Annotated in this window: 33 protein-coding genes and 1 tRNA gene; 6 read left to right on the forward strand and 28 right to left on the reverse strand. The window is 39.3% G+C overall.

Annotated features, from left to right (window positions below; translation table 11 throughout):
* The first annotated feature begins 10 nt into the window (after nt 1-10).
* From AAFN64_RS09600 to AAFN64_RS09615, 4 genes are all read left to right on the forward strand, one after another.
* The gene (locus tag AAFN64_RS09600) at nt 11-3,208 is read left to right on the forward strand and encodes an efflux RND transporter permease subunit (protein ID WP_300485174.1); all 3,198 of its coding nucleotides are present in this window, start codon (nt 11-13) and stop codon (nt 3,206-3,208) included.
* On the forward strand, nt 3,201-4,640 hold the full coding sequence (locus AAFN64_RS09605) for an efflux transporter outer membrane subunit (RefSeq protein ID WP_300485172.1): 1,440 nt from the start codon (nt 3,201-3,203) through the stop codon (nt 4,638-4,640). The genes AAFN64_RS09600 and AAFN64_RS09605 overlap by 8 nt, the downstream gene beginning before the upstream one ends.
* Before the next feature lie 214 nt (nt 4,641-4,854).
* On the forward strand, nt 4,855-6,111 hold the full coding sequence (locus tag AAFN64_RS09610) for a PKD domain-containing protein (protein ID WP_347760260.1): 1,257 nt from the start codon (nt 4,855-4,857) through the stop codon (nt 6,109-6,111).
* Between the two features lie 32 nt (nt 6,112-6,143).
* Nucleotides 6,144-7,334, forward strand: a complete 1,191-nt coding sequence (locus AAFN64_RS09615) for an aminotransferase class V-fold PLP-dependent enzyme (protein WP_347760261.1) — start codon at nt 6,144-6,146, stop codon at nt 7,332-7,334.
* Between the two features lie 42 nt (nt 7,335-7,376).
* Here AAFN64_RS09615 and AAFN64_RS09620 read toward each other — a convergent pair whose 3' ends face one another.
* Together AAFN64_RS09620 and AAFN64_RS09625 are read right to left on the reverse strand one after the other, a co-directional pair.
* Nucleotides 7,377-7,847, reverse strand: a complete 471-nt coding sequence (locus AAFN64_RS09620; protein WP_347760262.1) for a DUF6265 family protein — start codon at nt 7,845-7,847, stop codon at nt 7,377-7,379.
* 72 nt (nt 7,848-7,919) lie between these two features.
* On the reverse strand, nt 7,920-8,735 hold the full coding sequence (locus AAFN64_RS09625; protein ID WP_347760263.1) for a helix-turn-helix transcriptional regulator: 816 nt from the start codon (nt 8,733-8,735) through the stop codon (nt 7,920-7,922).
* A 237-nt stretch (nt 8,736-8,972) separates the two neighbouring features.
* On the opposite strand from AAFN64_RS09625, the gene AAFN64_RS09630 reads away from it, so the two are divergent.
* Both AAFN64_RS09630 and AAFN64_RS09635 read left to right on the forward strand, forming a co-directional pair.
* Nucleotides 8,973-9,057: transfer RNA gene (locus AAFN64_RS09630), tRNA-Ser, on the forward strand.
* Between the two features lie 125 nt (nt 9,058-9,182).
* Entirely contained in the window at nt 9,183-10,352 is a 1,170-nt protein-coding gene (locus AAFN64_RS09635) for a tyrosine-type recombinase/integrase (protein ID WP_347760264.1), read from the forward strand.
* Nucleotides 10,353-10,744: 392 nt separating this feature from the next.
* On the opposite strand, the gene AAFN64_RS09640 is transcribed toward AAFN64_RS09635, so the two are convergent.
* From AAFN64_RS09640 to AAFN64_RS09765, 26 genes are all read right to left on the reverse strand, one after another.
* A complete protein-coding gene (locus AAFN64_RS09640; protein ID WP_347760265.1) occupies nt 10,745-11,257 on the reverse strand; it encodes a hypothetical protein in 513 nt (170 codons plus the stop codon).
* Entirely contained in the window at nt 11,247-12,263 is a 1,017-nt protein-coding gene (locus tag AAFN64_RS09645) for a hypothetical protein (RefSeq protein WP_347760266.1), read from the reverse strand. Before AAFN64_RS09645 ends, AAFN64_RS09640 begins: the two co-directional genes overlap by 11 nt.
* 9 nt (nt 12,264-12,272) lie before the next feature.
* Nucleotides 12,273-12,740 carry a hypothetical protein gene (locus AAFN64_RS09650; RefSeq protein ID WP_347760267.1) on the reverse strand — a complete coding sequence of 156 codons (468 nt, stop codon included), beginning with the start codon at nt 12,738-12,740 and terminating at the stop codon, nt 12,273-12,275.
* On the reverse strand, nt 12,741-13,244 hold the full coding sequence (locus AAFN64_RS09655; protein WP_347760268.1) for a M23 family metallopeptidase: 504 nt from the start codon (nt 13,242-13,244) through the stop codon (nt 12,741-12,743).
* Entirely contained in the window at nt 13,214-13,756 is a 543-nt protein-coding gene (locus tag AAFN64_RS09660; protein ID WP_347760269.1) for a hypothetical protein, read from the reverse strand. Before AAFN64_RS09660 ends, AAFN64_RS09655 begins: the two co-directional genes overlap by 31 nt.
* Entirely contained in the window at nt 13,725-14,042 is a 318-nt protein-coding gene (locus AAFN64_RS09665; RefSeq protein ID WP_347760270.1) for a hypothetical protein, read from the reverse strand. Before AAFN64_RS09665 ends, AAFN64_RS09660 begins: the two co-directional genes overlap by 32 nt.
* Nucleotides 14,043-14,080: 38 nt before the next feature.
* Nucleotides 14,081-14,458 carry a hypothetical protein gene (locus tag AAFN64_RS09670; RefSeq protein WP_347760271.1) on the reverse strand — a complete coding sequence of 126 codons (378 nt, stop codon included), beginning with the start codon at nt 14,456-14,458 and terminating at the stop codon, nt 14,081-14,083.
* Entirely contained in the window at nt 14,455-15,126 is a 672-nt protein-coding gene (locus AAFN64_RS09675; RefSeq protein WP_347760272.1) for a hypothetical protein, read from the reverse strand. Before AAFN64_RS09675 ends, AAFN64_RS09670 begins: the two co-directional genes overlap by 4 nt.
* 67 nt (nt 15,127-15,193) lie before the next feature.
* Complete coding sequence (locus tag AAFN64_RS09680) at nt 15,194-15,691, reverse strand: hypothetical protein (RefSeq protein ID WP_347760273.1); 498 nt, start codon at nt 15,689-15,691, stop codon at nt 15,194-15,196.
* A 2-nt stretch (nt 15,692-15,693) separates the two neighbouring features.
* Nucleotides 15,694-16,098 (reverse strand): carboxypeptidase-like regulatory domain-containing protein, encoded by a 405-nt coding sequence (locus AAFN64_RS09685; RefSeq protein WP_347760274.1) that lies wholly within the window; start codon nt 16,096-16,098, stop codon nt 15,694-15,696.
* A 1-nt stretch (nt 16,099) separates the two neighbouring features.
* The gene (locus AAFN64_RS09690; protein ID WP_347760275.1) at nt 16,100-16,381 is read right to left on the reverse strand and encodes a hypothetical protein; all 282 of its coding nucleotides are present in this window, start codon (nt 16,379-16,381) and stop codon (nt 16,100-16,102) included.
* 9 nt (nt 16,382-16,390) lie between these two features.
* The gene (locus AAFN64_RS09695) at nt 16,391-16,984 is read right to left on the reverse strand and encodes a hypothetical protein (protein WP_347760276.1); all 594 of its coding nucleotides are present in this window, start codon (nt 16,982-16,984) and stop codon (nt 16,391-16,393) included.
* The gene (locus AAFN64_RS09700; protein WP_347760277.1) at nt 16,984-17,460 is read right to left on the reverse strand and encodes a hypothetical protein; all 477 of its coding nucleotides are present in this window, start codon (nt 17,458-17,460) and stop codon (nt 16,984-16,986) included. Before AAFN64_RS09700 ends, AAFN64_RS09695 begins: the two co-directional genes overlap by 1 nt.
* Before the next feature lie 11 nt (nt 17,461-17,471).
* Nucleotides 17,472-18,020, reverse strand: coding sequence for a hypothetical protein (locus AAFN64_RS09705; RefSeq protein ID WP_347760278.1), 549 nt, complete (start codon nt 18,018-18,020; stop codon nt 17,472-17,474).
* A gap of 151 nt (nt 18,021-18,171) precedes the next feature.
* The gene (locus AAFN64_RS09710; protein WP_347760279.1) at nt 18,172-19,047 is read right to left on the reverse strand and encodes a hypothetical protein; all 876 of its coding nucleotides are present in this window, start codon (nt 19,045-19,047) and stop codon (nt 18,172-18,174) included.
* Nucleotides 19,048-19,050: 3 nt separating this feature from the next.
* Nucleotides 19,051-19,323 carry a hypothetical protein gene (locus AAFN64_RS09715; protein WP_347760280.1) on the reverse strand — a complete coding sequence of 91 codons (273 nt, stop codon included), beginning with the start codon at nt 19,321-19,323 and terminating at the stop codon, nt 19,051-19,053.
* A gap of 4 nt (nt 19,324-19,327) precedes the next feature.
* Nucleotides 19,328-19,681, reverse strand: coding sequence for a hypothetical protein (locus tag AAFN64_RS09720; protein WP_347760281.1), 354 nt, complete (start codon nt 19,679-19,681; stop codon nt 19,328-19,330).
* 78 nt (nt 19,682-19,759) lie between these two features.
* The gene (locus AAFN64_RS09725) at nt 19,760-20,323 is read right to left on the reverse strand and encodes a hypothetical protein (RefSeq protein ID WP_347760282.1); all 564 of its coding nucleotides are present in this window, start codon (nt 20,321-20,323) and stop codon (nt 19,760-19,762) included.
* 40 nt (nt 20,324-20,363) lie between these two features.
* A complete protein-coding gene (locus tag AAFN64_RS09730; protein WP_347760283.1) occupies nt 20,364-20,909 on the reverse strand; it encodes a hypothetical protein in 546 nt (181 codons plus the stop codon).
* Nucleotides 20,910-20,935: 26 nt separating this feature from the next.
* On the reverse strand, nt 20,936-21,805 hold the full coding sequence (locus tag AAFN64_RS09735; RefSeq protein WP_347760284.1) for a hypothetical protein: 870 nt from the start codon (nt 21,803-21,805) through the stop codon (nt 20,936-20,938).
* Entirely contained in the window at nt 21,792-23,285 is a 1,494-nt protein-coding gene (locus tag AAFN64_RS09740) for a hypothetical protein (RefSeq protein WP_347760285.1), read from the reverse strand. Before AAFN64_RS09740 ends, AAFN64_RS09735 begins: the two co-directional genes overlap by 14 nt.
* A 466-nt stretch (nt 23,286-23,751) precedes the next feature.
* Nucleotides 23,752-24,573: a phosphoadenosine phosphosulfate reductase gene (locus AAFN64_RS09745; RefSeq protein WP_347760286.1), complete on the reverse strand. Its 822-nt coding sequence runs from the start codon at nt 24,571-24,573 to the stop codon at nt 23,752-23,754.
* An 18-nt stretch (nt 24,574-24,591) separates the two neighbouring features.
* Nucleotides 24,592-25,014, reverse strand: coding sequence for a hypothetical protein (locus AAFN64_RS09750; protein ID WP_347760287.1), 423 nt, complete (start codon nt 25,012-25,014; stop codon nt 24,592-24,594).
* A gap of 10 nt (nt 25,015-25,024) precedes the next feature.
* Nucleotides 25,025-25,477, reverse strand: coding sequence for a hypothetical protein (locus tag AAFN64_RS09755; protein WP_347760288.1), 453 nt, complete (start codon nt 25,475-25,477; stop codon nt 25,025-25,027).
* 24 nt (nt 25,478-25,501) lie between these two features.
* Nucleotides 25,502-25,735, reverse strand: coding sequence for a hypothetical protein (locus tag AAFN64_RS09760; protein WP_347760289.1), 234 nt, complete (start codon nt 25,733-25,735; stop codon nt 25,502-25,504).
* Nucleotides 25,722-26,294, reverse strand: a complete 573-nt coding sequence (locus AAFN64_RS09765; RefSeq protein ID WP_347760290.1) for a hypothetical protein — start codon at nt 26,292-26,294, stop codon at nt 25,722-25,724. Before AAFN64_RS09765 ends, AAFN64_RS09760 begins: the two co-directional genes overlap by 14 nt.
* Between the last annotated feature and the right edge of the window lie 65 nt (nt 26,295-26,359).

The following is a 26,359-nucleotide window of genomic DNA, read 5'->3' on the forward strand; positions in this document are numbered from 1 at the left end:
AAGAGAAAACATGTTTAGTAAATTTATACATAGACCTGTATTTGCGATTGTAATTTCGATTATGATTGTCTTTATGGGCTCCCTGGCAATTAAACAGTTGCCAACATCGCAATTTCCAGATATTGCGCCAACAACAGTAAATATTTTTATCGCTTATCCGGGATCCAGTGCAGACGTATTGGTGAAATCAACACTGATAACATTGGAAAATGCTATTAACGGGGTTCAGGACATGCGTTATATGGCAACCGATGCAACCAGTGCCGGTGAAGCGACTTTAAGAATCATCTTCGAACCGGGTACCGACCCGAATCAGGCGGTTGTGAGGGTCAAAACAAGGGTGGATCAGGTAATGCCGTTACTACCCGAACTGGTACAACGGGAAGGGGTGGTAATCACACCTATTCAGCCGAGTATGTTGATGTACATCAACCTATATGCGAAAGGTAAAAACATGGATGAAAAATTCCTGTACAATTATGCCAACGTAAAAATGCTTCCTGAAATTAACAGGATTAAAGGAGTTGCCCGATCTCAGATATTAGGAAGTAGAACCTACGCCATGCGTATCTGGTTAAATCCGGATCGTATGCGAGCGTACAATGTTTCGGTAGATGAAGTAATGAAAGCACTGGGCGAACAGAGTATCGTGGGACGTCCGGGACGTATCGGACAAAGTTCCGGTATTCAGGCACAATCCCTGGAATACGTTTTAACCTATAAAGGACGATATAGCGAACCATCGGAATATGAAAATGTAATTATCCGGGCCAATGCAGATGGTGAAAGTATCCGATTAAAAGATATCGGACGAGCGGAACTGGGTAGTGAATTTTTCGATATCTATTCCAATTTAGACGGACATCCTTCGGCTTCAATCGTATTAAAACAAAACTACGGTAGTAACGCCAACGATGTAATCAAACAGGTAAAAGCCAAGTTGGAGGAAATGAAAGAAACCTTCCCTCCGGGATTGGATTATAAAATCAGTTATGACGTATCGAAATTCCTGGATGCATCTATGGAACAGGTTGTCGATACCTTACGTGATGCCTTTATATTAGTGGCTCTGGTAGTATTTATCTTCCTTGGTGACTGGCGTTCTACGCTGATTCCGATATTAGCGGTTCCGGTTTCCTTAATTGGTGCCTTCTTTGTCATTCAGTTTTTCGGAATCTCGATCAACCTTGTAACGTTATTTGCCCTTGTACTGGCCATTGGTATTGTGGTCGATGATGCGATCGTCGTCGTCGAGGCAGTCCATGCCAAATTTGAAGAATTCCCACATATTACGCCATATCAGGCGGTGAAATTAGTATTGGGTGAAATTAGTGGTGCTATTATCGCTATTACCGCTGTAATGGTGTCTGTATTCGTACCGATATCCTTTATGTCCGGTCCTGTTGGAACGTTCTACCGCCAGTTCTCGATTACGATGGCGAGTTCGATTGTAATTTCGGCCTTGATTGCGCTTACGTTAACACCGGTGTTGTGTGCGATGTTGCTCAAAAATAACCACGGAAAAGAAGTTAAAAAGAACATACTAACCAAAAGTTTGGACAGTTTTAACCGTGTTTTTGATAAAATGACCGGTAAATATGTAAGCCTGCTGAAATCGATTGTAAGTAGAAGATGGCTAACATTTGGCGTATTGATCGCCTTCTGTGCCGGTACTTTCTTTGTGAATAAGATTCTTCCGTCCGGATTTATTCCAAGTGAAGATCAGGGAACAATCTATGCTATTATTCAGACACCTCCGGGATCGACGTTGGAAACAACCAATCAGGTTTCACAACGTTTACAGAAGATTTGCGAACATGTGGATGGAGTAGAATCGGTATCCTCGTTAGCAGGTTATGAAATCATGACAGAAGGTAGGGGATCCAATGCCGGTACGTGTTTGATCAACCTTAAAGAATGGTCCGATAGAAAACATACGGTTACGGAAATCATGGAAGAGTTGGAAGAAAAAACCAAAGGACTTGGTGCGAAAATTGAGTTTTTCGAACCACCGGCCATTCCGGGATTTGGTTCGTCGGGTGGTTTCTCAATGCGTCTTTTGGATAAGAGTACCACGGTCGATTACAAAGACTTCGATAAAATAAACAAGAAGTTTATGGAAGATCTGGGTAAACGTAAAGAATTAACCGGTTTGTTTACGTTCTTCGCGGCCAACTATCCGCAGTATGAATTGGAAATCGATAACCAGTTGGCGATGCAAAAAGGGGTATCTATCGGAAAAGCGATGGAAAATCTGGATATCTTAATTGGTAGTACCTACGAACAGGGATTCATTAAATTCGAGCGTTTCTTTAAAGTATACGTACAGTCGGATCCTAAATTCAGAAGACTTCCGTCGGATATCTTAAACCTGTATATCAAAAATGATCATGGCGAAATGGTACCGTATTCAGCCTTTATGCGATTGAAGAAAACACAGGGACCAAATGAGATTACCCGTTACAATATGTACAACTCGGCTGCGATTCAGGGACTTCCGGCAAAAGGATATACGACAGCCGAAGCCATTCAGGCGGTTCGTGAAGTCGCTAAAAAATCATTGCCAAAAGGATATGACATTGCGTGGGAAGGACTTTCGTATGACGAAGCCGGTAAAGGAAATGAATCCATTTATATCTTTTTAATCGTATTGTCGTTCGTTTATTTCGTTTTAGCGGCACAATATGAAAGCTTTATCATTCCGTTGGCGGTTGTTTTCTCGCTTCCGGTTGGGGTTTTCGGTTCGTTTTTATTACTGAAAATGATGGGACTTCAAAATGATATCTATGCGCAAATCGGATTGATCATGCTTGTCGGACTACTCGGTAAGAACGCCGTACTAATCGTCGAATTTGCCGTCCAGAAGCACCATGAAGGTGCCACAATACTCGAAGCGGCAATCGAAGGTGCCAAAGTGCGTTTCCGACCGATCCTGATGACTTCGTTTGCGTTTATCGCCGGATTAATTCCGTTGATGCTTGCCAGTGGAGCCGGAGCTATCGGTAACCGAACACTGGGTTCTGCAGCACTTGGAGGAATGCTCTTCGGAACCGTTTTCGGGGTAATTATCGTACCGGGATTGTATTATATTTTCGGCTCACTGGCAGCGGGTAGAAAATTGATACGCGATGAAGAAGACAGTTCTTTATCACACGAATTTGTACATCAGATAGATAATTTTACAAAAGAGGAACAAGAAAATGAGTAAGCGATTAAATTTATATATAGGTATAGGAGTAAGCAGTTTACTACTAACGGTTGCGGGGTGTAAAGCCCCTGCAACCTTGGGTAGATCGGAAAATAAAAACGTTCCGGCTGCCTATAACACAACAGCAGTACAGGATTCGGTGAATACCGGAAAAATGAAATGGAAGGAATATTTTACCGATAAATACCTGGTAGCGCTTATCGATACGGCATTGGTAAAGAATCAGGAGTTGAATATTACAATGCAGGAGATTGAAATCAGTCGTAACGAAATCCGGGCGCGAAAAGGAGAATACCTGCCGTTTATCGGATTAAAAGGTTCGGCCGGTTTCGATAAAGTAGCCCGTTTTACAAACATCGGTGCGATGGAAGCCAATACCGAGATCAAACCCGGAAAAGAAATGCCGGAACCGCTACAGGATTATTCCATCGGAGCGTATGCTACCTGGGAACTGGATATCTGGAATAAGCTACATAATGCCAAAAAAGCAGCTGTAAGCAAATACCTGGCATCAGTAGAAGGTAAAAACTTTACCGTGACCAATCTGATCGCCGAAATTGCTAATTCCTATTACGAATTATTGGCTTTGGACAATCAGTTGGCTATTGTAAAACAGAATATCGAAATCCAGGGAAATGCACTGGAAATTGTAAAATTACAAAAACAGGCAGCCCGTGTGAACGAATTAGCCGTACGCCGATTCGAGGCACAGGTTTTAAATACCAAAAGTCTGCAATTCGATATTCAACAGCGAATCACGGAAACGGAAAATAAAATCAACTTTTTGGTAGGTCGTTTCCCGCAACCGGTTGAACGAAGTACCGCTACGTTTAGTGGTTTGGTACCAAATGTGATTCATTCCGGAATTCCGTCGCAATTATTGGAAAACCGTCCGGATGTCAAACAAGCCGAATTGGATCTTGTTGCCGCCAAATTAGATATTAAAGTGGCCAAAGCCCGGTTTTATCCGTCTTTGGGGATTTCGGCCGGTATCGGTTATCAGGCGTTTAATCCAAGTTATTTAATTAAACCGGAATCCCTGTTGTATTCGTTGGCCGGCGATCTTGCCGCGCCGTTAATTAACAGGAATGCTATAAAAGCGGCGTATTATACTGCCAATGCCAAACAAATTCAGGCGGTGTATAATTACGAACGTACGCTTTTAAATGCTTACATCGAAGTGGCCAACCAATTGGCTAAGATCAGCAATACGGAAAAAACCTTCGACCTGAAATCCAAACAGGTGGAAGCCTTAAACCAGTCGATTGAAATTTCAAATGATCTTTTCAGTTCGGCAAGAGCCGATTATATGGAAGTCTTGATGACCCAACGTGACGCTCTGGAATCCAAATTTGACCTGATTGAAACGAAGATGAAGCAAATGAATGCGATGGTAAACATATACCGCGCATTAGGAGGTGGATGGAATTAAATATTCCGCCTGAAAGGGCGATTATTAAATTTTGTTGATAGTTAGTGAGGTTAAAGCCTCCGGGATCGTCCCGGAGGCTTTTTAATTATAGGAATTACTATTTTTATTACTTGAAGTGATGATTTATTAAAAATGTCAGAATACTTAAGTATATTCGTATATAGTATTTAAGGATTGTTTACATTATTTGAGATAATTATAATTCGGTAAAACCATGAAATTTAAAGGCTTGCTTATCGTGTGTTTGTTGTGGATAACCTGGAGTTATGCACAGACAACCAAAAGGGTTTATTTTGTAGGGAATAGTTACACCTATTATAATAACCTGCCGGAATTAATCCAAAAAATAGCACAATCTACAAATGATCATTTAGAATATGACAGTCATACGCCCGGCGGTTCGCGTTTTCAACAGCATGCTGCCAATCCTACGGTGTTGAATAAAATCGCCGAAGGGAACTGGGATCATGTGGTTTTACAGGAACAAAGTCAATTGCCGTCGTTTCCGCAGCAACAGGTGGCCAATATGGTATATCCGTATGCCCGGCAATTGGTCGATGCGTTTAAAACAGCCAATCCGTGTGGTTCTGCGGTTTTTTATATGACCTGGGGACGTAAGTATGGCGATGAGCAAAACTGTAACAACGGACTCCCACAGTTGTGTACCTATGAAGGAATGGACAACGCTCTGTATACCTCGTATATGAAAATGGCAACCGATAATAAAAGTCTGATTTCACCAGTATCAAAAGTCTGGCGGGCTATCCGGGAACAAAACCCGGGTATGGAGTTGTATATCGAAGACAACTCACATCCATCCTATATCGGTTCGATGGCGGCCGCGTTTACATTTTACACCATTTTTTTTAAAAAGGATCCCACATTAACATCGTTTATCGGTGATTTGTCGCAAGACGATGCCAATATGATCAAAGGAATTGTAAAAAATATTGTGTTTGATCATCTTGGTACCTGGTTTGTTGGAGTGCATGACAATCCATCCGATTTCAAATGGGACGATCTTCAAAACCGAACCTATAAATTTGACTCGCTAAATCCGACTGCGACAACCTATCTTTGGAATTTCGGAGACGGAGCAACAGCAACTATACAAAATCCGCAGCATACCTATCAGGCCAATGGCACCTATACGGTTAGTCTGACAACCAATGCCTGTAATACGAATACTACAAACACACAAACGCTTACAGTTACGGCATTATCCAACACGGATTTTACTAAAAAACAGATCCGGATGTATCCGAATCCGGCTACCGATCGGATTTATATGACGGCCATAGATTTTGATCAAATTACGGTGTTTGATGTTTTAGGAAAACAAATGCGCGTTGCTATTGCGAAAACAGATGAAGCGGTACAAATCGATACCGAACAATTGGCTCCCGGTACTTATTTTGTTCAGATTCAAATGGAAGCCGAAAAACAGTTTTATAAATTTCTTAAAAAATAATGCCTTTGTTAAAGGGATTTTAGACTATACTAATGCTTTATAATACCAACTTAAATCTGGATCAGATTCGAAAAGACACGCCCAATTGTCTTGATAAATTATATTTTAATAACGCCGGTGCCTCGCTAATGCCCAAACCGGTTATGGCGAAAATTCAGGAATATCTTATTGAAGAAGAAAAATACGGTGGCTATGCAGCTTTCGATCGGAATAGCGCCGAAATCCAACAGTTTTATAACGAAGTAGCCGAATTAATCGAAGCCAAACCTCATAATATTGCTTTTGCGCATAGCGCGACCGATGCCTATGCTAAAGCGCTATCGGCGATCGATTTTCAAAAAGACGATGTAATTCTGACCACTGCCGATGATTATGTAACCAATCAAATGCAGTTTTTGTCACTACAAAAACGATTTGGAATTGCGATTAAAAAGGTACGAAATACAGAAAATGGCGATATCGATTTTGAAGATTTTGAACGCCTTATCGCTATAAAAAAGCCAAAACTGGTTTGTGTAACGCATATACCCACCAATTCAGGTCTTGTTCAGGATGTCGAAAAAGTGAGCGAAATCTGTGAACGCGAAGGACTGACCTTTTTATTGGATGCTTGTCAGTCGGTTGGACAGTTGCCGGTTTCGGTAGCCAAAATAAAATGTGATTTTATGAGTGTTACCGGGCGGAAATTTCTACGCGGACCAAGAGGTACGGGATTTTTATATATTTCAGATCGAATGCTGGATCGGGGAAGTTACCCGCTTTTTATCGATGGAGCCGGAGCGATCTGGCGCTCGGAAGATACATTTGAACTAATCGAACAGGGAAAACGTTTTCAGTATTGGGAACTTCCGTATGCCTTATTATTGGGCTTAAAAGAAGCTATTCGTTATCAGAAAGGCCTCGGCATAGAAAACATTCAATCTTATAATGATCAATTAATGACATATCTTCGGAAAAATATCGCGACCATACCCGGAGTAGCAACTTTTGATCAGGGTTCTGTGACGTGCAATATCCTGACATTTACAAAAGGGGAAAAACCAATTCTAACGTTAAAAGAGGAGTTGTTAAAAAGGGAGGTGTATTGCAGTATCAGTGCTCGTGAATCCGGTGTTATTGATTTTGATAAAAAAGGAATAAAAGGCGTTGTACGGATTTCACCGCATTATTTTAATACCATCGATGAGGTTGATCAACTTCTAAATCATATTGACGATCTATAATTTTGAATACTAGATAAAAAAGCGTTCCATAAGAACGCTTTTTTATTTTATCCGTTTCATTGGAAAGGACTGCCTGCGTTCCTGTCCGTTTTTGGTACCGGATATCTCGGCAGTTAGCGCATCGGTACCCGTTTTTGTGTACGTGATCACTTGTGGGAAATCGTGTTGTCGGTTTTCAAAAATCAATTGTGTTGCGGAGCTTGTTTTCGCAATAAAATGCACCGGTTGGTTATTGTTCTGATCCTTAACTGTCGGAATGTAAAATAGGTTAGGACCTTCCTGTACAAGTTGAATCGTTTCAAAAACGACTGTATCTTTTCCCTGTAATATATAACTTTTACCACGGTATTCATGATCGTTAATTTTACGCCAGGTTTCATAGAGGCTTCCTTTAGGCGTTTTGTTTTCCCAAGTGCCAATAATCCAATCGGCTTTTTTGATATCGGTTGATTCCTGAGTCCAGGCTCCTAAAAGCATAAGAGCGGCAAACAGTAATGGCAATTTTGTTTTCATACTACTAATGGTTTTGTTGTCCTGCAAAGTTGCACTATACGATAATTATAAAATTGTAAAAATGCGACAGTGCTATTCCGTTCCATAAAAAAGAGCAGACATTTTTAGCTGATCACCATAAAATTCTTTTGGTGTAAATCCGGTTAGTTCTTTAAAATCTTTACTAAAATGTGCCTGATCATAATATTCATTTTCGTAGGCCAGGGTAGTAAGGCTGGTAAATTGATTGTTAAGCATCATTTTAAGTGTGGCCTGTAGGCGTACCATTTTAGAAAGTTGTTTGGGACTGAGTCCTATAGTGGTAGCAAACTTGCGTTCCAGTTGTCGGCGATTGGCATGGGTTTGTTTGGAAACGGCTTCAATGGTTAGCTGACCGTTAGCGGTTAAAATCGTTTCAACCGTAGTCTTGATAATCCGATCGATGGTTTTCGCATCGGTTAGCCGATCCAGCAAAAAGCGTTCAATATGTTGAATGCGTTCTGTTACCGATGGAGTATTCAGGATTTTTTGCTCCATTTCGAGTCCGTCGTTACCAAATAGTTGTTCCAGCGAAACGGCGGTGTTTTCCATTTCCCGAATCGGAAGGTTAGCAAAGGGAAGAAAACCGCCCGGATGAAAACGAACCGAAAAAATTCCGGTTGTACCGGTGGGTTCAATTTCCAACGGTTGGGTGAGTTGCCCGATTACAAAACATCGTGGTTGGACAATATTGCTTCCATCAGCGAGGTATTGTCGGTATAAATCGCCATAATGGAAAATCATTTCCATACAACCGTCGGGAACAATGGTTTGTCGTTCCGGGACAGCTTCTTCAGGGCTTTCCAGAATCCAGTAACATTTTATAAGTTCGCGTAACTCCGGAGTCGGATCAAATGTTTTATAATACATTGTGTTAAAGTTAAAATAAACTCCGGAAGAAAAAAAACGTTCGTTGCGATTTTCAAAGGTAATATAGTAATGAATTTGCAGAACTGATTATATGTTTATTTTTACTAATTGTATTTTGATTTTGAGTGAATTAAGTTATTGTTATAAAAAGTTTACTTTTTTTAGTCATAAAGATTTGCAGATACGAAAAAGCTTGTTATATTTGCAACCGCAATCAGGAAATGGTTGTGACATATTGGAGAAATGGCAGAGTGGTCGATTGCGGCAGTCTTGAAAACTGTTGACTGTAACAGGTCCGGGGGTTCGAATCCCTCTTTCTCCGCTTAAAAATACGGGAATACCAGTAAAATACGGGAACCCCTTATTTTTTTTATTATACTACTGTGTCAGATTTGTGTCACGCATTTTACGGTTATAAAACAGCTTGTTTTTTAGCCTAATAAAAAAATGCTTACAAGTCAAAAAAAATCTTCCCGCGTACAATATAAGGCCTTTGTAGACTACCGGCCGGCGGAACTTCGAATCGGAAAAGATTGGATTATTGTTTATTACGCAAAAAACCCTATTACAGGAAACTTGGACAGATATCGTGTTCGCGTACCTGTAATGCAAGGCAAAACGGTCAGGACGCGTTTTGCAAAAAAAATGGTTCATGATATTAATACAGACCTATCTGAAGGATGGACGCCTGCGCTAGAGAGTGGGAACAATTACAAGCCTTTTACCGAGGCTTTAGATGATTTCGTTAAATACGTTAAAAAACAAATAAAAGATAATGTTATGCGTCCAGATACGCAGCGTACATATAATTCCAACATTAACCTTATAAAGGAGTTTGTTGAGAAAAAAAATATAGAAATATCCTTTGCAATGGAAATTAATAAGGCTTTTTGTGTAAAATACATTGATTGGATTTATTTGGATCGAGCCGTAGCACCGGTTACAAGAAATAATCATCTTGCTTTTTTGAGGCTGTTATGTACCTATTTTGTAAATCAAGGGATTTTAAAAGAAAATCCTACGGTTGGAATTTCACAATTAAAAGTTGGTAAGAAAAAAAGAACGCCCATCCCTGATAAGTTAAAGAAAAGAATTATTGATGCTATGAATCAGATCGGGAAAGAATATGCTTGTTTAGGAATGACAACTTATTATTGTTTAGTTCGGAATACCGAACTAACAAAATTGAAAGTCGGAATGATAAGCATAATAAACAGTACGTTATTTATTCCTGGTGATGTTTCGAAAAATAAGAAAGATGAGTATGTGACAATTCCGGATCCAATGTTAAAGCTTTTAATTGATCATATTAAAAGGGCTAACAAAAATGACTATTTATTCTCCAGTGATGATTTTAGGCCGGGCAAAAAGAAATTGTCTGTTAGGAAGCTAAATGACAAATGGGAGCGTGTTAGAGATATAGCCAGGCTTCCGGATTCTATTCAGTTCTACTCATTAAAAGACACAGGAATAACAGATTTGTTTAACGCTGGAGTTCCGGCAATTAAAATTCGTGATCAAGCACGCCATCACGACATAAAAATAACAGAATTATATACGGAGAGAGGAAAAGGCGGAGTAGCTGAAATAAAAAAAGCAAAAATTGAATTTTGCTAGAAAAATGCTGTAAGCCCAGTAAATTTGTTTTATTTTTCTGCTAGGTGTATATGAGTTTGAAAAAAGTGTATTATTTGTATTATCCGTATTTTTTAATTTTAAAATATTGAAAATCAAATAATTATATGTTTTTATTTTTGTATTATTATGCAAATACAAATTGTATTATTTTGTATTATCGTGTTTTTGGATAAAATCAAGCACCCGCAATGGAAAGAAACGGAAAATGTTAAATAATGCTATTTAACATTTGATATAACTATATTTGTTTAATGTGGTTTGGTATGCTTTGTTTTTATCTATATGAAAATAAGAAATGCCCCTATATAGGGGCATTTCTTATTTGACTCGAATCCGGAAACACATAAAAAAACCCGTATAATACGGGCTGTTTATTTGCTTGTAACTTTGACGATTCCGCCACCTTTTACGTACCGGTGGCCTTTTTTCAACGTTCCATTTGCCTTGGTTCCGGCAGCTTTTGAAACCCGCACTGTTTTAGTTGTTGAAGTCGCCCCGTTTAATCCGGTGGCCTTTTTCTTTTTCGCGACCGCTCTTTTCTTTTCAGAATCGGAAGCTAATGATTTTAACGTTACAACCTTTCGTCCTGGCTTAGTAGTTCGACGGTCTTCTACGTTTTTAGATTTTCTTTGTCCTTTCCACTTCATAAGTTTTGGTTTTTTAGTTATTTTTTTTTCAATTACATACCCGATACCAACTTCATCTTCAAACGTTTTCAATCCTAGCTTGTTATTTTTATCTACCTTATGCATATAGGCAACTGATTCAATGACTGTTTTTGTTGGTGTACTAAGTGTATCGGTAAGAGCAATGATGAAATCAGGACTCTTTTCCAACTCTTTGATAATTCTTTCTTTTTGCTGTCTAGTCATATTATTGTACATTAAAGGTTAGTTTTCGGTTGGGATCAATAGGAACAATGAGGGCTTTATGAAAAATGGAGTATTTCAAACTCAAATCATTTCCCCTGTTTTTTTCAAGTGTTGCGTATCTATCTTCCGGGTTTGGTGATGGGTGACACTGAATAATAGCGGTTGGATTGTGAGCCATTTTGTTTCCGCCATACATTTGACCGTTTTCGCGAACCTGGCTAATAAAAACCCAAATTACCTTTGGGTAGTTAACCCGGAGTTCGTTAAGTTGATCGGCAGTAATTCCTAAATCTGTTACCGAATCCGCTACAATCACCTTACAGTGTCCGCAAAATTTTTTCAAATCCACCATCGGGTTTTCAAGGAACCCAATAACGGCGATATTTTTTCGACCGGCCGGTGTTGAATTTCGGTTTAAACTGGCAATTGTGTCTTTACTGTCCATACCGCCTTGCTCATAATCGATATACGCTACCGGTTCACCCATTTCACCAAATGCATTAGCAATTTGCATAGCCAGCTGTGATTTGGATGTATGCTTTGTTCCTTTAATCAAGATAAGCGCTTTATGCGGCTGAATTTCTTGTATAAACTTTCCGATATCGCCTGGTAATTGGAAAATGCCTTCAGCTTTTTCCGGAGCCTTATCGGCCATCACAAAACCCATTTTTTCAAGTGCTGACAGATTACTATTTTGAACGCCTTCCGGGCTGTTTAAGCCGGTTCGTTTTGGTTTTCTCAAAATCCTTCGCGATGGTTTTGCGATAGGCTGTTTTGATGCTGATTTATGGTTAACCAGCTTAGGTTTTGTATTTTTCTCAGCCGGCGGATTTTCTTTGATTTGATTTGTGATTTTAATTACAAATCGATCAATACCTGGATTATTTTTCAGTAAGCCGGATAATCGGGAAACCACTTCCGTGTTTTTTTCTTTCCGGCCGCGGCTGATCAAACCGGTTAAATATACCCGGGAGACTTCCTTACCGTTCAGATCGTTAAATTCTTTTATCGCGCTCATATCTTTTTGTTAATCCTGGGTTATTAAGTATTCTTTACCTAAAACATCGATAGTCGCATTTACTTTTAACAAAGACAAATTAAAATCGGTGATTTGTAGCAGGATGTTCGGTAAGGCTGTTAGTGGAATTTCTACCGGAATATCGTGTATAATCAACGAATTGTTAGCCGGTATTGAAATTGACGTTAAATAAGGGTGGGCGGAAGCCACATATTTACCGTTGTAGTAAATGTCTAGCCGTTTTAAAGTAACAACGTATCCGTTTAATGATAAGTCCTCGTTTGATCCGTTTGTAAATGTTATATCCATTTTGAAAGACAAACGCTTCCAGTTTAGATCAATATTTTTGATTCCTGACGGGAAAATGTCCATTTTTGAAAAAATTTTGGTCAAGTTTTTGGCTTTATTCCAGCCAACAAGCATCAAGCCGCCAAGAATAACGGCTCCAGTAATCAATATTTTTTTTGCAGTTCCCATTTACGTAAATAAATTAGTTGGGTTTAGTAATTTTCCGGTTCGGTCTTTAACTTCGATATGAACATGGTTTGTCATACCTGGACTGTATTTTGACGCAATATTTTGCGCAACTCCGATAACATCTCCTTGTTTCACCGTTGTGTTCTGAATAGCGGTCGGATTCAGGTAAAAAATCTTAACACTATACTGCTCGTTTTCAATTAAAATACCTTTGTAAAAAATATCTCCGGGATAAGGAAAAGGATGTCGAATTACTTTACCTGCTATCGGTGATAAAATTTTTGTACCTGGTGTTACCACAACGTCCACACCTTCATGCTTACGACCACCTCGGGATGCACCAAAGGAACCACACCCGTGAGTGTCACAACCTCTTATTTTTTGATTTGGCACGATGGCCGCGAATGCTTTTTTTGCTGTCATAGTTAGTGCAATTATTAAACTGGTTATAGTTATTCCCCAAATAACCGGGGCTATGTAGTTATTTTTTTTCTGATCATCCATATCAAGAATATTGACTGTAAAACGGTAACAGGTAATAAGACAAATCCAATTGAAGCAAAAAACGTGTTCCAAAAGGAATCCTTAACAACGCTTGTACTCTCCGTTTTCATTTTCAATGATTCTATTTTTTGATGGTTTTCAATAATTGTATTTTGTAATTGAATAACCTTAACCAAATCATCAATCATGCAAACAGCTTCAATGTTTTCGCCTTGTTTTTGCAGTATCACCCGGCCACGATCGGTTTTTGTTTCGACTGGTTGGCCGTTGTCCAATTGTGCGGCCGGAACCGAAACCCTAAGTGTTGCGCCTGGGATCAGAATTAAAGAATCTTTCGAAACGATTGTTTTTTTGTATAAAGTCGTATCAGTTATTTTGGATGTATCAGTGATTTCCGTTTTTTTGCGTGTGGATCCGCACGATACTAAACTGATTAATCCTACAATCATTAAAATCCAAAAAATAAGACCGATGATTATCCTACTTTTGACACAATTTGCATTTTCTTTCATAGTCGGTTAGTGTTTTTGTAAGTCCAGCGATTTGTTTAGCCTGTTTTTCAATTTGTTCCGCTTGACGTTCAGTTTTTTTTATCAGTTCTTCTACGTCTTTTTTTAAAGCCTCACTAATTTTAGTATAAACATCGGATAGATTGGCTACAGTTAATATTTCCTGCTGTTGGGCTTCCGCGTCGGATTTTCGGACTGATGATTTGCGCGTTTTCCAAATGATAAAAAATTGTGCTGCATTCGTTCCGCTTAAAATGATAGTTAAGAGTGTAGATAATTCTATTGGCATTTTTTGTTTTTGGTATTTGGTTGATTTTTATTTTATTGTCACTTGTATTCGTCACCATCGGAATCGATCTCCGATATCAACAAATTGCATTCATCAATCAAACGTTGTCCTTCCGCTTTGATTTCTTCCGGAATAGGGGTTTCTGCTATAAAAAACTTACCGATATGTTTGGATAAGAGTTTTGAAATTAACCCATCGTATTTTTCTTGAATTTGTTCTACCTGATACGCCTTCCAATCTTTGATCTCGTCAGGCGTTCGTCCATCAATCCAATTACTATCAGGATCACCTGGAAACTCAATTTTTGGAGTTATAACACCGATCGGTGATACCGAGGTAGAATTTTCAACTAATTCATCAGAGGTAACCGATTCGGTGTAAAAACCGTCTTCATTATAAACGTATCTCATCATCATAGTTGTATTTCTTCGAGGTTAAGGATTAACGTGAATGAATAGAGATTCACGGCGAGATTTCCGGTATTAAATAGAACTGTCAAAAATGCCCCCTCACGAATAACGTTATCAGTGATATTGGCCGGATTGATTATTTTGTGCGAAAATGCATTTGTAGCTGTTAACGACAGGGTTTCTCGGACATTGATGGTTCGGTTTGTTCCCTGTTCAGTGGGATATAACGCACTTCCTTGCGGTAGGTTCGCTGTGTAAACCGCAAAATCAACGGCCGCCGTTGTTCCTGATTGGAATTTTACGCGTGCCGATTTGATTTTACAGTTAAACGGCACGATATCATTAAACGTTCTCCAATCGAAATTGGTACCAGCTACATTGTTTGGATTAAAGTTTGTGTATGTAAACGCCGGATTTTGATAATGCGCAGAATCCCGAATGTGAGTTTGCCACAACGTTTGCGCGGAAAGCATTGCGTTAGCGGTGTATCGCAAAGTGTGTGTCCGAGGCGTCCACATATCGTCTATTTGGTTTTGCAAATCCTTAACCGATTCGTAAACCAATGGAACCGACGGATATAATTCCGGTTGTATGATTTCCCAATCATACACTTTATTTACCTTATCTTCTTTGTTGCTATCGGAAGCAGCTTCCGGGATTATGATTCCGATCATTTTTCAGACGATTTGAAAATTTTATAAATAGAAAAAAGCACGACCGATGCAAAAGCAATCGGAATGATTAAATCAGTTTTTTTTTTGGAGCCGGTAAGACTATTGAATTTAAGTCTAACCCTATAATATTGAATCCGTCACGATAGTCTTGATCGGTAATGTATTGATTTGCGACCGATGGTCCGATTTCCATTTTTACAATGGCCTTGGTTAGTTCAATTAGCAAGGTTCCTGTTAATTTGGTAATCGGTTGATCAGGCTTCAATCCAGTTTTTTGACTAACATAGTTGATATATGCGTTAGTATCGTTATTATCCGAAGCCGGGGCGTATCGATTGATCATTAACGAAATTGTACTGTAACCTGATTTAGAGTAGGTTACCAGTATTCGCATTACCGCCCTTAAACCGTACCGTAGTTCGTAAAACTGTTCAAACGACAAATCACGGCTTAATGAAAAAGGTACTTTTCCGTCCCAAGTTTCCTTTGACCTACGAATGTTACCGGGATTATTATTTTTTAAACCCAGTGTAGGTACATTTTGATTTAGATAACTTTTTGCCATAATTATACTTCTACTTCTTTAGGTTCTACTTTTGGTTTATCCGGTTTTGAGTCGCCTTTTACAGCAACCAAAATAAGGGCAGTGATTCCGAGTACCGCCGCAATGCCAAGCCCCCAGTACGCTAAGGTGTAATCCTTTTTTACTTTTACCTGGATTTGAGCACCTGGCTCACTCGGATCGAGTTGCAACCATGTTTTTTGCCCGGTTACATCTGCCGCTGTTTTTTCTACCGGTAGCGTTAAACCGTGATAGTCAAATACTAATACACTGCTAAAATCAGGAACATTAATACTGAATGTTCCGTCCAAATTCGTAGTGGCGGTTTGTCCGGTCTGTTTGACGGTGACTGTTGCGCCGTAAGCGCTTTGGCCATCATCAAGCAAAAAAACTGTTCCTGTTATTATCATTTTAAAATTGATTTAAGGTGATTTCAATCACGTTTTTAACGGATTTTAGCCTGGATTGCGTTTTGGTTCCGAAGATTCCATCGACAACCAGTCCGCCTAATCTTTGTTGAAGCTCTTTTACCTCTTCACCGCGTACGCCGTACTTTAATACCTTGTTGTAGTCCAGCTGTGGAGACAAAACAACATCGCTAACCACTGGTTGTGGTGTACTATTTTTCGTGTACAACCAATAAGCTGTACCGGCGGCAGCTACGGTACCTAGAAAAATTAAAAATCCTTTCATTTATTTTTTTTACGATTTGGTTACATCCACCGCGGCAACAAATACCGGTATGTCTCCATACGGAAACCTTACCACGTAGTAATTACCTGATGGAACTCTTGATATAATAACACCAACCGTGTCCCCACGTGGAATAGTGCGAAAAACAGTCCCAGTATCAAGAAACGCTCCGTCATCGCGAACCTTTGCAAACGTGACCACTGCACCGCTAGTTTTTGCTGCAAAAACTTTCGTGCCATTAGGATATACGTTTGGATTAGTTGATGCTGTAGTGGTATAGGTGTTCAGAGTAATTTGAATCACGTTTTTAACCGCCTTCAATCTGTTTTCGGTATTTGTTCCAAACGAACCATCAACCGTTAAACCACCTAACAACCTTTGCAGTTCCTTAACTTCCGCACCGGAAACGCCTTTTTTTAACACCTTATTTCGGTCTAAAACCATTGGTGTTGGCGTGGTTGGCGTTGGGCTTGTGGGAATTATAACCGGTTGATCGGTTGTAGGTGCGGACTGATTTTTTTTTGATTTAGTATAAAAATAAACCCCTAATCCAAGCAAGGCAGCAGCACCGATTCCTATATAAATTTTTTTGTTCTGATCCATTATGGTAAATGATTAGGGTATTTTATTTGTAAAAGCCTATAATCTTCGTAGGACAATTCATTTTTCAACCACACGTCCAAAGGTTCCAACGGAAGCGGCGTAATTGGCAGGTAATTGATTTGATTTCCAGCAGTCTTGTTATAAGATCGTTTTCCGAATTTTTGGTACACCTGTCCAAATTGAGTCGCGGTTACCTTTTCTAAAGCCGCAAATATCTTTTCGCGCTCGTTCGGATTGAGCGGCCATCCGGCGGTACCGCTTGGGCGCATTGCGTCATACAATGAGGTTACCGTTTTGTTAACATCAAACGTATAGGATGATCCCGGATTTATAACCGTTCCGTTTCCTGTTGGATCGGCACTTGCGCCAGTTTTTCCGGGCGGTGACGAACGAAAAACAAAGTATCCGATCACACCAGCCGTAACAACACCTAACGCTATAAGTCCGTATTTTTTTTCTTTATCTGTAAAATCCATTGGTTTGTTATTTAAAATACGCCTCCGACAAGACCTCGTAAATACGTTAAATCGGCATCGTTAAACTCATCAATTATCCATTCCGTTAAGTCCATTTCCTTTGAAAAAGGAACAACACCCTGACGGCGACCAAACGCATTATAAACCCTTATCCATGCATTATAATTTAAACCTTGAAGGTTTTGTGCAACCTGCACTAAATTACTTCCATATCCTACCATGGCTTGATATAATGCATTTGCACGGTCTTGCGCCTGGTGAAGCGTAATGTTTGCAATAGGATAAGTGGAAACTTCTTGACGTGGAGTAAACTTGTTGGAAATTTTTTTGTATCCATAATATACAAGACCTCCTACAATTAGAATTTTTAAGCCTAAATAAAACAAGTCAATTCCCTTATCTATTGCTTTTTGCCCCGCCGGCGAAGCCACGGCAGATGCCGCAGCAATGGCCGCCGGGTTACCTAACCCCCTTTTATTTGTTTTTTGGCCTTTGTTGCCCGGTTTAGCTACGACCTTGCTAGTACCGGGCGAACGTTTTAGGCCGGTATTTTTTTTCATTTAAAACATTGTTTTAAGGAAAAGCCACTTTGATTTTAGCGTGCTTAGTGCTTTTGGGTTTCCGGCTATTTGAGATAGCCTGTCCAGGTCGTCAGATGGCAGCTGTGCGATTGTTTGTAATTTTTCTTGACGGGTTTGTTCTTCAATAAAGTTAGATCCCGGTATTGTTACCGCTATTGTTTTCTGTGACATTTTCGTGTGTTTTTTTTAGTTCAAATAATTCTTTACAGAACTGTTCGTTAGTAAGTGCCATGTGACCGACTCCAGTTAAAAAGCGTAAAAACTCAGGCTCAAGACTTGATAAAAAGGTTATTTCCGGTGATTGGTTTAAAGGTTGTTGCGCTGGGGCGTTTAGCCCGGGAGCGGCGCTTGGTATGACCGTCGGAATAATATCTTTAATCACACCTGCTAAACTTAAAACAAAATCTTTGGTTCCTTCGGATTTTGAGTTGTCATACTTGTTTTTTAGCTTTTCTTCCTTTAATTTTTCCAAATCGGTTTTTAACCGTTCGTTTTCGCCTTTTAAAAAATTGTTTTCAACTTCCAACCTGGCTTTATCGTTCGAATTGACGTATAAATTCATCATATCAGTAAAACCAAGTCCAAACGAACCATTTAGCCCAGTAGGTACCGGGATATTGTGTGTTTGTTTCGGTGGTTCCGGTTTAGTCTCATGGTAGTTTTTTACAGGTTTTTCCACGTTTTCCGTTTCAACGGTTGATTGATTTGGAATTTCCGGTTTACTACCAATGGAAAATTTTTGATTCTCTCCAGCTGGAACAAATGCATTTTTTCCGTTCGTTCGTTTAGGGTGAATCACAATTTCAGTGATATTTTGATCAATAAGGTGTTGAAAATAACCTTCTACACTGCCGTAATCATCAACCATTTTAGAGCCGATTAAATTTTTATCTACAAATGCGTAATTATCCGCGTTCATTACTGAAATCGCGTAGCATCTGTCGGTTTCTAACTTGGTGATAATTTCTAACATTGTTGTTTCTTTTTCCTGTTGTTTTGGTCGCATTTTTTAACAGTTGTTTGGTTCTACAAGACATTTATAGTCAATGTATGCACGCCCTTTACCAGTGTCGAATTTTAACGGAAAATCCATATCAGTTTCAGTACCGTCCGAATCGATTACAAATCGAGACGGATTTACCCCTGAAATTGCGGGGATAACCCGGCCAAATACATGCAAATCTGTATCGCCATGATTTGAGATAGACAGAGAAGTAACGCTTTTGACTTTAAAAGCGTGATTTCCTGATATTTCCATTGATACAAAATTTGTTTTCTTCATGGTTTTAGTTTTGACATTCGTAAACGAATGTGGCTTCACCGATTATGTCTTCGGTAGCCCCATCCGGGCAATTGAAATACAGATAAATAGTTCTGTTGTTTGGATTGAAAAACAAAGGCTTTCCACATTGGTAATAGTTTGCCGCGTTTCGCATTTCGTAGTTTCCAATATGTTGCATTTTGGAAATTTCTACTCCGTTAGCGTCTTTGATTTGGAATTGTAAATACGTATCCTTGTTACGATTTGAGTTTACGATAACTTCCATAACTTGACCGGATGCCAATGCACCTGATCCAATCATTCCGCCTTTTGCATCTTTTTCAATCTTAAATTGAATGACTTCTTCCTGTGTGTTCATTTTTGGATTGTTTTTTTTAAAAAGCCCTCAAACGGATTCAAGGGCTTTCGGTTATGAAAACATGAAAATCGCAGCTTATTACTTGGAATACGCTTCGAAGGCTCTAAACTCTACACTGATGTAGAAATCTGTTCCCGCAGGAACGGAAGTACCATCCGGCATATTGATTTTGATTTCAAATTGTTTTTGCGGGAATAAAACCACCGGATTAGCGATCGAACGGAACTCACTGTTTACAGAAAAATTACTTCCGTTAGCAAGTTCTTTTTTGTGCAAATCCGCAATCGGCATTTTGAAAATGGTATTTCCGTTTTGCTCGATTTCCAATTCGGAATTTAACAATTGTGGAAGTAAATCAGCTTCCCATGTAGCAGCGCCCAATGAAGCGGCACCTGAATCAGCTAAAATTCTAGCCCCATCAATGATATAATGACGGTTTTGCGCTAACATGTTACCGTCAAGGTTGGAATCTCCGACAAGCTTGTTAACCTGGGTTTCCATTAGCTTAATTTGACCACCTTTTCCCTTTACATTCATACGCTTGTAAACAGTCGTGTCTTTGAAAGTAGCGGGGCTAATTCCTAATTTGCTAACCGCTTCCGCGGCTCTGTTCAATTCGTTTTGTCTGTCTGATGTATACATTTTTAATGTGTTTTTTTTGTTAGTGTTTTTTTTGTTTTGATTATACTACCGGCATACTTTTCCAAGCATCCGAATTTCCTGTGCTTAATAGCGTGGTATTTGCTCTGTCAAGGTTTGCATCGCGAATCGCGGAAATTTCTTCCCACGTATAACCATCGTATGAAGGTTGATTTAATGCTTGATGCCATCCGCTGTCGGTTTGTCCAGTTTGGCATCCGCAACCCAGGCCTAAACCTGATCGAACGAAATCACCCATTTTGTTAGCTGGTAATGCGCCTTCTTTTTTGAATGCCGCTGCGGCAAAATCAAGCCCGTTAACGATAGCTGTACCAGCTAAAGCACCTTTTGTCACTTGCGCGGCGGTGTCATTGCCTGAAACAAACATTAAAGCGACTAAACTAGCCAGTGCCACTCCGCCCTGTGCCCATTTTTTAGTATCTAATTCTTTTTGTGTTGGCGCGGCCTCAATCGCGGGTTTTGTTACTGAATCAATGATTGCACGGGTAGCAAAACCACCACCAGCACCAGCGATAACAGCACCCGCAACCGGCGCAACATCCTTTGATTTCGGTTTTTTGAATTCCATTTTTGTTTAAGATTTAAAAAGTTGTTTTATTTTTTGTTGCTCTTTTTTTTATTGCCTGATAAGGCTTTGTAACCCACGAAAGACAGTCCAGCCAAAACCAATAACCCTAAAGCCATTTTTCCGTTACTGGAAGTCGTTGTTTTGGTTCCTGTGGTGTTATTTCCGGTATTTGTTGCCGGCGTGTTTGGATCGACTTTAATTGGATCAACCACCGCCACGTCTTTTACCGGTGTGTTTGGTGCCGGAGTAAACGGGATTCCCGTTGTTGGAATGTTCGGGATGATTAATACCGGGTCTACTGTTCCGGTTTTTACATTCGTTGAAATTTGAGGCGTTATAATCGCGGTAACCGGGGAATTTGCCGTAATTCCGTTCGTATTAATTTTGCTCATTTGGACGGTGGTATTACGTACGGTGATTTCCGCCGGTAAATCTGTTGTCAAATGCTCTGCTTTTAACATTAGTTGCTCAGTGATTTTCTGTACGTAGGTATTTCGGGCTTGAACTTGGTTTGTTGTTAATCCTGTTGTAGCAGCCGCGAAATGCGCTTTAATCGCTGCGGATTCCTTGTAAGCATTGTTCAGTATGTCAATTTTTTGTTGCAATGATTCGTTGTTCTGATATCTTGCAAAATCTTCCAATCTTGGTGATAGCTGGATTAAGAATTGATCCGCCCAGGCATCGAGTTGTTGTTCTTCTAAAGGTGATAGGCTTATATTTGCTGTTGTTTTAAAGCCGACCTCGATGGCCTCCGCGCCATCCGCGGCAAAATCAAGCCCTAAAGCCAATTGACCGAAAAAATCTCTTAATATTGGAGTATCCCTTATCAAACTAGCTCCACGTCTAAACTGACGAGCCAACCAGCCTCCTTTCCCAAAAAATTTACTTTCGTCCATCTGTATTTGGTGTTTTTGGTTTTTTCTTTTCGTTCATGTAATAGGCGGTACCGCCGATTAATAGTGCTGTTCCGGCTGCAATCCATCCCCATACGCCAATACCTTTTCCTTTGTCGGTTCCGGGTGTGTTTGGTGCCACGCCGTCGGTTCCGGCTGCTGGATCCTGTGTGTAGTTTCCGCCTTGTGTTGGCGTTGCTCCCGGTGGTGCGGTTGGGCTGATATAACTAGCGGCCGTGTTAACCATTTGTGCCAAACTCGATGCTGTTGAAGGTGCCGGCAATCCTTGATTGATTGCGTTGATCAGATCAGGCGGTAACTCGAATTTTGGTACGATGGTTATACCGGGTTTTATCATAAAATTGTATGAGTCAATCGAGTGACAGCCTTCCGCTCCGATATCGCTAAAAAACATCGTGGCAAACTCAGCTGTGTAAACGTTAGTGCATATCGATACTTTTTGACCGGATGGTGTTTTGATGAAATATTTGTCCAGGTATGCGACTAACAAAGGATTGACTTTGTTGTTCATATCGGTGTGGATTTGTTGAGTGTACCTGATCGAGTCATCTGTACAAACGTTCCACTTTTTGCCATAGAAGATATTTTGCAATTTGTTCCAAGCAGCGAACGGCCAAGCTTGTGCATAAGCTACGGTTTGTGACAATTTTGCCATGTCTTTAGTGGCAACAGCAACGTTTATTTCATCATAATTTTTTTTGTACTTTGCCATTATCCCGGGTAACATTCTTTGGATATCCTGGCTTTCGTACGCCGATCCGCCCCAACAACTCATGTTGGAAAAAAGCGAACCGAAATTCAAACTTTTAATATCGCCTAACGAGATTCCAAGACCCCGTCTTGGTTTTCCCGGACGATATTTCGCAACCCCGTTAAGTCCTGTGTGTTTAAAGTCCATCAGTGTGTCTTTTGGTTCTGTGTGTTCAACTTCTACATTATTTAACAGTAGGGTCGCGTCTACTGTGTAATAGCCGGATTTTAAATCGGCTGTGTTTTGATCAAAAGGAACAATTGCGTATACGTGTGAATATTCATTCGGATGGTCGCTTCCTGGTTGTTTAATCCTGCGGATATAGTGTTTGATTCCGAGGTTTAGCAGTAGGCTAGAAACAACGATCGTATAACTTTTACAATCCATTCCCTGTGATCTTGTTTTCCAAGCACAGGCCGGGGATTTTAAGCGTTGTTCGGCATCGTCTCTCACGTACTGAAAATGCCAGCACGTCCATCCATGAATATTTGCAATTGTTTGTTGAAGCGTTTCCGCTTTTAAAAGGGGAGCGATTTTCGAAAGTTGTTTGAAATGCTCTTTAATCCAAGTTTCCATTGCGGTAACCGTGAAGCCGGTATCACCGTTCCCGAGCGAAAATTCCATACATGGAGCATCGGGAATTAATTTGTTATATTCTGAACCGCTTAAAATTGGCCTGTAAAGTGGATTAAAATTCGTTGTATCGCTCACCTTTAATATTCCTTGTTTTGAACATTACAAAGTTGGTGTACAGTGAATTAGGCGTGAAAGGTTAAGGAAAGCCGGGTAAGGATAGGGTAGTTTACGTAAGGTTAGGAAAGGTTGTGTTATGTTTTTATAACTTTGAGCAGGTGTATTGTTATAAAAATTAAATTAATAATTGCAATGGTTTAGCAATTATTAGTTGAAAGCATCAAAAAAAGCGGCTATTTTGCCGCTTTTTGGTTGTTTTTGATTAATACAATGGCTGAAATTAATATTGCAACGATTGTTGTGACTAATGTAAACTTAATTACGATGGCCGAAAGCCTCTCGAAAGGCGGATCGTTAAGCTGGTTGAACCAAAACTGAATATACATAACTGTATATCCTAGACACAAGAAGTAAATAATTTTAAAGTAGATGTTGTCGATTATTTTCAAGATGTTTTCAAGCATGATTTTAAATTTTTTATTGGTTAAAAATTACAAACGCATCCGTCTCCTACATTTTCAAACATATCGAGTTGAGTGCTGTTTTCTGCTAATTTTACAAGATCATCGATCGACATATTTTCCCGAAAAAAAAGGTCTCCATACTGATTTTGTTTGTCTCTGTACCAATCTATATGCGTGGCTCCGGTTTGGATTGATTTTATTAAATTCTTAGTTGATTTTTTATAGCACATTTCACAATTACCTAAGTCGGAATGAATTCGAAGTTTAAATTCATTGTTGTCGTAAAAATGGTTTAGTTCCCGATGTCCAATTGGACGATCAAAGTCTGTTAATAGTGGTGCAATCCGGGTGGCATCATGTTTTAATTCAGCCAAAGTGATTCTTTTGGGCATATCTTCACGACGATAACCTAAAGCTTTAACATACTTTGTAGTCCCAAATATTTTTTTTGCAAAATGATGAGATGGACGGATTTTAAGATACTCTGAACAATATGGAGTAGCAGAATTAGGAACCCCAATCCATTTATTTTTATTTACATGGGCGATTGCTTCGGAAAAAACCATACTTTGCATGTCCATTGTGTCAAAATCTACAATCTTACTTTTAACGCCGACGCCATGTTCTAATGAATACACCCCCTCAATTATATTAAGAGGTATTTTCCAGTACTTAACAATGTCTTTAAGAAAATCAATTGTTTCATGACGTTCTTGACCAGTATTACAGAAAACATAAAGTTTATTATAATCTTTATATTTATGGCTCATTTGAATATGCCTGGCCATCATTGCCGATGATCTACCACCGGAAACGGTTACCAATAAATTTTGTCTACTCATAATTCAATTAGTTATTGGTTAGTAAAGAGGTAGTTTTGTTGGCCGAACGATTAAATCATAATGAGTATATCTTACTCTTTCCGAAGGTTGTGGCCAATCAGTAAACGGTTCGTTTGCGGTGTACGGCACTACAACCTTAAATTTCATTGAATCACTTGTAGTTATTTCCATAACTACCCAGTACAAACCAGCCGGGTAAAGACCGTCTTGTTTTTCAATTTTAAACCAACCGTTGTTGTTTTCAATGCCAACTAGATCAAATGGACGATACATTGTTACTCCATTAAAGGTTTGAGAATTACAATCGAAAAAACCATAAGTATCACCGTCGGCACCTTCGTAACTTAATTTTTCAGTCGACCAACCGTTATCGTCGATCTTGTCTTTTAAGCGATCCCATTGACCGCCGTAAACGTGCTTTATTTTTTCTTGTTTTGTCATGGATTGGTATTTAAGATTGTTCGTCGTATTTAAGTAGATTACCATCGGAAAAAGACCTGTAAGAATCATATTCCAACCTTCTAAGATTATCTACTTGATCTGTAATAACTATAGCGTCTCTTTGAAATCTATAATTAGAATAGTTAACTATACCGACCGCATATTTGCGACTATCCACAATAAACCATTGGTTTAACTCTGGAATCATTTGATAAAGACTTGATCTTTTGCTATTGAAATCGGCTTCTAATTCGCGCTCATACGATAAACATGATTGTCTTTCGGTTTCAATTATGTCCAATTCCTGATTATAGTCAATAGCTTGTTGAACAGTCATTGATAATGGTTTTAAAGGTACTTTCAAGTGTTGACGCGTTTTTTTAACGCGTTGTAAGTTGTTAAAAGCTTCAACCGTTGCGATTGTCAGTTTTTCAAAGTTATCGGGTGTAAATTCTGTTTTCATAGTTTAAATGTCTAATTGGTTTTGTTATTTTGACCGAAATTTAATTGTGAGGCGGTTTCTGATTTTAAATGTGTATTGATACCTTTTACCGCTTAAAACCTCGTTAAAGTGCTTTATTTTTAGTTTTTCACCGACAAGGCTTTCATATTTCCCGGCTCCGATCAGTTTAGAGCCTTTTTCGCCTTGAACTTCGTAGCTAATTACAAAGTGACGATTGATTTCCGCTCGTGTCGGACAGTCGGATTTAATAGCCGGCATGACCAAATATTTGTTTTAATGCGGTGTCGGTCAGGATGATTACACCATGCTTTAAATCTTCCTTTCCTGTTAATGGCTTTTTTTCTACCGTAATAGTTTCTAAAAGATTAAACATCACGATAAAATCCCCAATAGTCATGTTTGCGTTGTCTATAAATGGTAACATAACCTCACCATTGGTTAAAGGGACTATATGTCCAATTAAATTTTCAAAGTTTGTGTCTTGATAAGGGTTGATTGGTAGAACACTAAAGCCTTTGAACAATATTTTATTTAAGGCTTTTTCGTAGTCGTTTAATTCTAAGAAAAAGCCATTATTAACAAAGTCGTCGGCTTCTAAAAAATCTTTATGATTTGGTTCTTCACAAAAAAAACCATCCGAGTCAATAGGTACAAACATTTCGAGTTTTAGCGGTTGTTGTAAAAACTCAGCGTAACGGTGTATTGTTCTAATTTCGGCAGGACAATCTTTTAATGCTGGTTCATTGCTTCGGATTAAAACGAAATCAGTCATTGAGACAAGGTTTCGAATAAGATATTCTGTACTTTCTGTTTTCATCTTTTTTTTGTTTTTTTTACATACTGAATCATTTCACATTCGCTTTCTGTTACTTCCGGATTATA

It is taken from the genome of Flavobacterium sp. CAU 1735 (assembly GCF_039888695.1).
Classification (GTDB): domain Bacteria; phylum Bacteroidota; class Bacteroidia; order Flavobacteriales; family Flavobacteriaceae; genus Flavobacterium.

Bases quoted from the DNA above. Each gene is read 5' to 3' on its own strand.
- AAFN64_RS09730 (WP_347760283.1), bottom strand. From the start codon at position 20,909: ATGGAATTCAAAAAACCGAAATCAAAGGATGTTGCGCCGGTTGCGGGT.
- AAFN64_RS09610 (WP_347760260.1), top strand. From the start codon at position 4,855: ATGAAATTTAAAGGCTTGCTTATCGTGTGTTTGTTGTGGATAACCTGG.
- AAFN64_RS09720 (WP_347760281.1), bottom strand. From the start codon at position 19,681: ATGAACACACAGGAAGAAGTCATTCAATTTAAGATTGAAAAAGATGCA.
- AAFN64_RS09665 (WP_347760270.1), bottom strand. From the start codon at position 14,042: ATGCCAATAGAATTATCTACACTCTTAACTATCATTTTAAGCGGAACG.
- AAFN64_RS09645 (WP_347760266.1), bottom strand. From the start codon at position 12,263: ATGAGCGCGATAAAAGAATTTAACGATCTGAACGGTAAGGAAGTCTCC.
- AAFN64_RS09660 (WP_347760269.1), bottom strand. From the start codon at position 13,756: ATGAAAGAAAATGCAAATTGTGTCAAAAGTAGGATAATCATCGGTCTT.
- AAFN64_RS09650 (WP_347760267.1), bottom strand. From the start codon at position 12,740: ATGGGAACTGCAAAAAAAATATTGATTACTGGAGCCGTTATTCTTGGC.
- AAFN64_RS09655 (WP_347760268.1), bottom strand. From the start codon at position 13,244: ATGGATGATCAGAAAAAAAATAACTACATAGCCCCGGTTATTTGGGGA.
- AAFN64_RS09745 (WP_347760286.1), bottom strand. From the start codon at position 24,573: ATGAGTAGACAAAATTTATTGGTAACCGTTTCCGGTGGTAGATCATCG.
- AAFN64_RS09640 (WP_347760265.1), bottom strand. From the start codon at position 11,257: ATGTACAATAATATGACTAGACAGCAAAAAGAAAGAATTATCAAAGAG.
- AAFN64_RS09715 (WP_347760280.1), bottom strand. From the start codon at position 19,323: ATGAAGAAAACAAATTTTGTATCAATGGAAATATCAGGAAATCACGCT.
- AAFN64_RS09755 (WP_347760288.1), bottom strand. From the start codon at position 25,477: ATGAAAACAGAATTTACACCCGATAACTTTGAAAAACTGACAATCGCA.
- AAFN64_RS09680 (WP_347760273.1), bottom strand. From the start codon at position 15,691: ATGGCAAAAAGTTATCTAAATCAAAATGTACCTACACTGGGTTTAAAA.
- AAFN64_RS09710 (WP_347760279.1), bottom strand. From the start codon at position 19,047: ATGCGACCAAAACAACAGGAAAAAGAAACAACAATGTTAGAAATTATC.
- AAFN64_RS09700 (WP_347760277.1), bottom strand. From the start codon at position 17,460: ATGGATTTTACAGATAAAGAAAAAAAATACGGACTTATAGCGTTAGGT.
- AAFN64_RS09605 (WP_300485172.1), top strand. From the start codon at position 3,201: ATGAGTAAGCGATTAAATTTATATATAGGTATAGGAGTAAGCAGTTTA.
- AAFN64_RS09735 (WP_347760284.1), bottom strand. From the start codon at position 21,805: ATGGACGAAAGTAAATTTTTTGGGAAAGGAGGCTGGTTGGCTCGTCAG.
- AAFN64_RS09760 (WP_347760289.1), bottom strand. From the start codon at position 25,735: ATGCCGGCTATTAAATCCGACTGTCCGACACGAGCGGAAATCAATCGT.
- AAFN64_RS09635 (WP_347760264.1), top strand. From the start codon at position 9,183: ATGCTTACAAGTCAAAAAAAATCTTCCCGCGTACAATATAAGGCCTTT.
- AAFN64_RS09765 (WP_347760290.1), bottom strand. From the start codon at position 26,294: ATGAAAACAGAAAGTACAGAATATCTTATTCGAAACCTTGTCTCAATG.
- AAFN64_RS09620 (WP_347760262.1), bottom strand. From the start codon at position 7,847: ATGAAAACAAAATTGCCATTACTGTTTGCCGCTCTTATGCTTTTAGGA.
- AAFN64_RS09675 (WP_347760272.1), bottom strand. From the start codon at position 15,126: ATGATCGGAATCATAATCCCGGAAGCTGCTTCCGATAGCAACAAAGAA.
- AAFN64_RS09615 (WP_347760261.1), top strand. From the start codon at position 6,144: ATGCTTTATAATACCAACTTAAATCTGGATCAGATTCGAAAAGACACG.
- AAFN64_RS09600 (WP_300485174.1), top strand. From the start codon at position 11: ATGTTTAGTAAATTTATACATAGACCTGTATTTGCGATTGTAATTTCG.
- AAFN64_RS09725 (WP_347760282.1), bottom strand. From the start codon at position 20,323: ATGTATACATCAGACAGACAAAACGAATTGAACAGAGCCGCGGAAGCG.
- AAFN64_RS09670 (WP_347760271.1), bottom strand. From the start codon at position 14,458: ATGATGATGAGATACGTTTATAATGAAGACGGTTTTTACACCGAATCG.
- AAFN64_RS09685 (WP_347760274.1), bottom strand. From the start codon at position 16,098: ATGATAATAACAGGAACAGTTTTTTTGCTTGATGATGGCCAAAGCGCT.
- AAFN64_RS09705 (WP_347760278.1), bottom strand. From the start codon at position 18,020: ATGAAAAAAAATACCGGCCTAAAACGTTCGCCCGGTACTAGCAAGGTC.
- AAFN64_RS09690 (WP_347760275.1), bottom strand. From the start codon at position 16,381: ATGAAAGGATTTTTAATTTTTCTAGGTACCGTAGCTGCCGCCGGTACA.
- AAFN64_RS09695 (WP_347760276.1), bottom strand. From the start codon at position 16,984: ATGGATCAGAACAAAAAAATTTATATAGGAATCGGTGCTGCTGCCTTG.
- AAFN64_RS09625 (WP_347760263.1), bottom strand. From the start codon at position 8,735: ATGTATTATAAAACATTTGATCCGACTCCGGAGTTACGCGAACTTATA.
- AAFN64_RS09750 (WP_347760287.1), bottom strand. From the start codon at position 25,014: ATGACAAAACAAGAAAAAATAAAGCACGTTTACGGCGGTCAATGGGAT.